We start from the raw sequence: 4,832 nt of genomic DNA on the forward strand, positions 1-4,832 counted from the left end.
CAGGCGTGACGTGCCTTCGTCGCGCGCCAGGTCGGCACGCCCGGTCGCGACCGCGTAGCGCCGCTCGATCCGGTCGCGCACCTGATCCAGGGTGGGCACGTTGCCGGGAGCGGCGAAGCCGGCCAGCTCGGTCAACGAGTCGGCCATCCGCTCCTGCATCTTCGCCTGCTCGAGCTTCGCGAGCAGCGCGGTGCGGTCGCCGATCTTGGCGCGCAGCGTGCTCGCATCGAGCTGCACCGCGCGGCGCGCGTCGGCCGATGCCGCGGCGGCCTGCGTGGCGAGACCGCTGAGTTCGTCGACGGTCGCCTCGGCGGTCACCAGCTGCTCGGCAGCGGCCTGCGCCGCGAGGTCGAACTGTTCGGCGCGCTCGTCGTCGCCGTCCGCGCGCGCAGCGTCAGCGAGCACCAGCGCCTGCCGGGCCTGGGGCGCGAGATCGGCGACCCGCGCGCGTTGCCGCTCGAGCTGCAGGTTGACCTGCCGCTCGCTGCCGAGCACGACGGCGGCCTGCGCGGTGAGCGCTTCGTGCCGGCGCTGGGCTTCGGAGACCGCCTGCTCGACCTGCACCCGAGGGTCGGCGTGCTCGTCGAGTTGCGTGTCGAACCACGCCGAGAGGTAGAGCCAGCTGCGGGCGACGGGGTTGGGACGAGACATCGATCGGCCTCTCGATCGAGCGCCGACTCGCACGGTGCGCGGACCGGGTCGGCGGCGTGGACACCGGCCGCCGAGTGGCGACCGGTCTGACGTCTTCGATCGAATATCCCGGGGACGGTCGGCGCATCGGCACGAATACTCAGCCCTGCCGACGGGCAGCCGGATTCGCGCCGGCTGATCAGGCCGAACGAGCCTGCTCGACGTGTGCGTCGACAGCACGAGCCGCGACTCGCGGCAGGCCGGCCACGAGAACCGCGACGTCGGCGGCGATGCTGTCGTGCGCCGCGGGCGTGAGGATGAACGACGCGAGCCAGCGCAGCACGGTGTCGGTGCCACCGCGCCCCGCGGCGTCCAGGGCAGCGGCGACGCCGGTGTGCGCGATCTGCCAGGCCGGCGCAGTCGTGTCGATGCGCCCGAGACCGGCGAGCGCGGCCGGTTCCAACCGCGCGACAGCTCGGCGAACCGGGTTGTCGGCAATCGCCCGGGCGGCGTCGGCCAGCGCAGTCTCGAGCGGCTTGTCGGCCTGCGCATCGACGAGCCTGGAGACCTGATCCAGCAGCACGGCGTCCAGCACGGCGTCCCGGGTGCGGAAGTGGTTGTACAGCGTGGCCTTCGCGACGCCCGCCGCGGCAGCCACCTGCGACATCGTGATCTTCAGGCCGGTGGCCTCCACGGCCCGAGCCGCCCCGGAGAGCAGCGCCGCGCGGGTGCGGGCCATGGCATTACCGGCCCGGGTGTGCGATCCGGCAGTGCGTTGCGGTGGCGCGGACGCCAGGTCGCGCTCGGCTGCGTCCGCCCGAGCGGGCTGCCCCGGCGGTGCCGACGACGCGCCCGGCTGGGTGGTCGGGCGGAACAACGTGTCGAACAGCGGACCGGACATCGGCGGCGTCTCCTCGCGAGTTCGGCTTGCGGTGCGCACCCCTCATGGCACCGACTGGCCTCGGCGAAAAAATTACCGACGGCGGGTCATGCGGCGGGGAGGCGCGACGGCACGTCGCACAGGCTGTGACTGATGGTGCAGATGTGACGAAGTGGACCGCGAAAAGTCAGGCTGCAACCGTCGGCAGGCTGTGCACCTGGACGTTCGCGGCCGATCCACCGTCGGCGGCGGGGGCCGGCGTAAGCCGCGCAGCGTTGCCGACCAGCGCGACCCGATTGGTCAGCGCCAGCTTCTCCTCGCGCCGCAGCGACTGGCTCACCTGCGCGAACAGTTCGGAGAGCTCGACACCGAGCGCGGTGCAGATGGCGCCCAACAACTCCGACGACGGTTCCTTCTGCCCGCGTTCGACCTCGGACAGATAGCCGAGGCTGACGCGCGCGGTCGCGGAGACCTCACGCAGCGTGCGGCGCTGGCGCATGCGGAGAGCGCGCAGGGTGTCGCCCACGACCTGTCGAAGAACGGGCATCGCGTACTCCCTTCTGACCGCCATGGCAGCCAACGGCTGTTCTGCCACCGTACCGGGCGGGCGTGCCGGCAATGGCTGGGCGCCGCGCCGTCCGCTCCTGGCGAACACTGCATTACAACGCGCTACTCCTCGACGCTGTTCCTGCGCTGTCGGTCAGGAGGCGACGACGACGCGGTCCGAGCGGCGCAGCCGCACCGCCCGCAGCACGTAGTCGCCACCCGTCACCAGCGCGACCAGCACGGCCGCGTACATGATCACCGCGGCGAGGTCGTGCAGCCAGCCGTGCAGCGGCAGTACGTAGAGCCCGGTGGCGACGGCCTGCAGCAGCGTCTTGAGCTTGCCGCCGCGGCTGGCCGGGATCACGCCGTGCCGGATGACCCAGAAGCGCAGCAGCGTGACCGCCAGCTCGCGGGCGAGCACGACGACGGTGATCCACCACGCGAGCTCGTGCAGCAGGGACAAGCTGACCAACGCGGCACCGATGAGCGCCTTGTCGGCGATCGGATCGGCGAGCTTGCCGAATTCGGTGACGATGTTGCGCTTGCGCGCGATGTCACCGTCGATGCGATCGGTGATCGACGCGACGGCGAACACCGCCCAGGCCAGGACCCGCCAGCCGGTCGCGTGGCCACCGTGCGCGAACATCGCCGCCACGAAGACGGGCACGAGCACCAGCCGCAGCACCGTGAGCGCGTTGGCCACGTTCCACGCGGAAACCGAGCTCGGCGGATGGCCGATCGGATCCTCGCGCAGCTGCCGTGCCGACGCGTCACGGGCCGCCTGCGCCGCCGACTGCGCGGCGAGGGCGGCCCGGGTGCGCGCCGCCTCGGTGCGTGGCGCCTCGATGCGTGACGCCTCGGTGCGTGGCGCGGGGTCCGCGGCCGGTGCCGGGGCGGCCAGCGGCGTGCTCGCGGCGGGATCGCGCGAGGTCACCACGACGCGCCCACCGGCTCGGCGAGCAGATCGACGCCGTCGGTGTCCACGACGAACGCGGACACCAGACGGCCACGCTGCAGGTCGTCCGCCGCGCCGCCCATGAGCCGCACGATGCCGTCGACGTCCGGGCCCTGGTGTGCCGCACGGCCGACCGGCTCGCCGTCCTCGTCTCCCTCGATGAGCACTTCGACGCGCGTGCCGATGCGGTCCTCCGCGCGCTGCGCCACCAGCTCGTCGGCGAGTGCGGTGACCCGCGAGACGCGCTCGGCCACCACGTCCGGGTCGACCTTGCCGTCGAACCCCGCCGCTTCGGTGCCGTCCTCGTCGGAGTAGCCGAACACGCCGATGGCATCCAACCGGGCCTCGGACAGGAAGTGCTCGAGCTGCGCGACGTCGGCGTCGGTCTCACCCGGAAAGCCGACGATGACGTTGCTGCGGGCACCCAGGTCCGGGGCGATCCCCCGGGCGCGGGCGAGCAGGTCGAGAAACGCGTCGGTGCCGCCGAAGCGCTTCATCCGCCGGAGTACGGACGGGCTCGCATGCTGGAAGGACAGGTCGAAGTACGGCGCGACGCCGGCCGTGGCCGCGATGGCGCGCAGCAGGTCCGGACGCAGCTCGGCCGGCTGCAGGTACGACACCCGGACGCGCTCGATGCCGTCGATCTCGCCGAGGCGCGGCAACATCGCCTCGAGCGCGCGCAGGTCGCCGAGGTCCTTGCCGTAGGACGTGGAGTTCTCGCTGACCAGCACGAGCTCGCGCACACCGGTACCGGCCAGCCACTTCGCCTCACCCAGCACGTCTTCGGGTGGCCGGGAGACGAACGAGCCGCGGAACGACGGGATGGCGCAGAACGTGCATCGCCGGTCGCAGCCGGACGCGAGCTTGACATACGCGACCGGCGCGTCGTCGAGGCGCGTCCGCGCCATGTTGCTCGGCAGCCACGCGTGCCCGGGCACTGCAACGTCGGCGGCTGCGGCCGGGCGCTGCACAGGAGTGACGGGCAGCAGCGTGCGGCGATCGCGCGGGGTGTGCGCGGCGACCGGCCGGCCGGCCGCGATGTCGTCGAGGCGTGCGGCGATGTCGGCGTAGGAGTCGAAGCCGAGTACCGCGTCCGCCTCGGGCAGCGACTCGGCCAGTTGGTCGCCGTACCGCTCGGCCAGACAACCCACGGCGACGACCTTGCGGCCGACGTCGGCGGCAGCGAGCACGGTGTCGATGGAGTCCTTCTTCGCGGAATCGATGAATCCGCAGGTATTGACCAGCACGACGTCGGCGTCCTCGGCATCGCCTGCGAGGGCCCACCCCCCGGCGCCGAGTCGCCCGGCGAGCTCTTCGGAATCGACCTCATTGCGGGCGCAGCCCAGCGTCACGAGGGCGACGCTACGAGGCTGCTGTGACACGGTAGGGAGGTTACCCGCGCGGCGGAGCGCGAGGCGTCGAGTCCCGCGCGGGCGTCGGGCGCTAGCGTCGTCGACGTGCCCGCGATCGTGCGTCGAGCCCGCACCGCCGACGTGCCTGCCATCAAGGCGATCGTCGATGTCTATGCGGGCTCGGGCCGCAAACTGTTGGCCAAGGAACTTGTCACGCTGTACGAGGACGTCCAGGACTTCCTGGTCGCCGAACTCGACGGGACGGTCGTCGGTTGCGGCGCGCTGCACGTGCTGTGGGCCGACCTCGGTGAGGTGCGCACCCTCGCTGTGCACCCGGATCTCGCCAAACGCCGGATCGGGGTGGACCTGCTCGAGGCATTGATCGGCACCGCGCGCGAACTGGGATTGTCGCGGCTGTTCGCGCTGACCTTCCACACCGGCTTCTTCGGCCGCGCCGGCTTCGTCGAGA

At 72.1% G+C, this 4,832-nt stretch carries 5 protein-coding genes and 1 pseudogene (1 of these 6 only partly in view); 1 reads left to right on the forward strand and 5 read right to left on the reverse strand.

Annotation, left to right across the window (positions count from 1 at the left end; all coding sequences use genetic code 11):
• The 5 genes and pseudogenes from ACFFCN_RS16285 to rimO all read right to left on the reverse strand — a co-directional run.
• Positions 1 to 651, reverse strand: a pseudogene (locus tag ACFFCN_RS16285) (PspA/IM30 family protein); it reaches 159 nt to the left of the window's first position.
• A gap of 178 nt (positions 652 to 829) precedes the next feature.
• Entirely contained in the window at positions 830 to 1,531 is a 702-nt protein-coding gene (locus ACFFCN_RS16290; RefSeq protein WP_375493333.1) for a TetR family transcriptional regulator, read from the reverse strand.
• Positions 1,532 to 1,697: 166 nt separating this feature from the next.
• Positions 1,698 to 2,057 carry a helix-turn-helix domain-containing protein gene (locus tag ACFFCN_RS16295; RefSeq protein ID WP_375493335.1) on the reverse strand — a complete coding sequence of 120 codons (360 nt, stop codon included), beginning with the start codon at positions 2,055 to 2,057 and terminating at the stop codon, positions 1,698 to 1,700.
• Positions 2,058 to 2,210: 153 nt separating this feature from the next.
• Complete coding sequence (gene pgsA / locus ACFFCN_RS16300) at positions 2,211 to 2,810, reverse strand: CDP-diacylglycerol--glycerol-3-phosphate 3-phosphatidyltransferase (RefSeq protein ID WP_375493341.1); 600 nt, start codon at positions 2,808 to 2,810, stop codon at positions 2,211 to 2,213.
• Positions 2,811 to 2,986: 176 nt separating this feature from the next.
• Positions 2,987 to 4,363 carry a 30S ribosomal protein S12 methylthiotransferase RimO gene (gene rimO / locus ACFFCN_RS16305; RefSeq protein WP_375493337.1) on the reverse strand — a complete coding sequence of 459 codons (1,377 nt, stop codon included), beginning with the start codon at positions 4,361 to 4,363 and terminating at the stop codon, positions 2,987 to 2,989.
• Positions 4,364 to 4,468: 105 nt separating this feature from the next.
• Between rimO and ACFFCN_RS16310 the strand changes: the two genes are divergently transcribed.
• Positions 4,469 to 4,832 (forward strand): GNAT family N-acetyltransferase (locus ACFFCN_RS16310; protein ID WP_375493339.1); only part of this gene is annotated, 364 nt, incomplete at its 3' end.

Origin of the sequence: uncultured Jatrophihabitans sp., assembly GCF_964246335.1 — a bacterium.
GTDB lineage: Bacteria > Actinomycetota > Actinomycetes > Mycobacteriales > Jatrophihabitantaceae > Jatrophihabitans.

Bases quoted from the DNA above. Each gene is read 5' to 3' on its own strand.
- ACFFCN_RS16290 (WP_375493333.1), bottom strand. From the start codon at position 1,531: ATGTCCGGTCCGCTGTTCGACACGTTGTTCCGCCCGACCACCCAGCCG.
- ACFFCN_RS16295 (WP_375493335.1), bottom strand. From the start codon at position 2,057: ATGCCCGTTCTTCGACAGGTCGTGGGCGACACCCTGCGCGCTCTCCGC.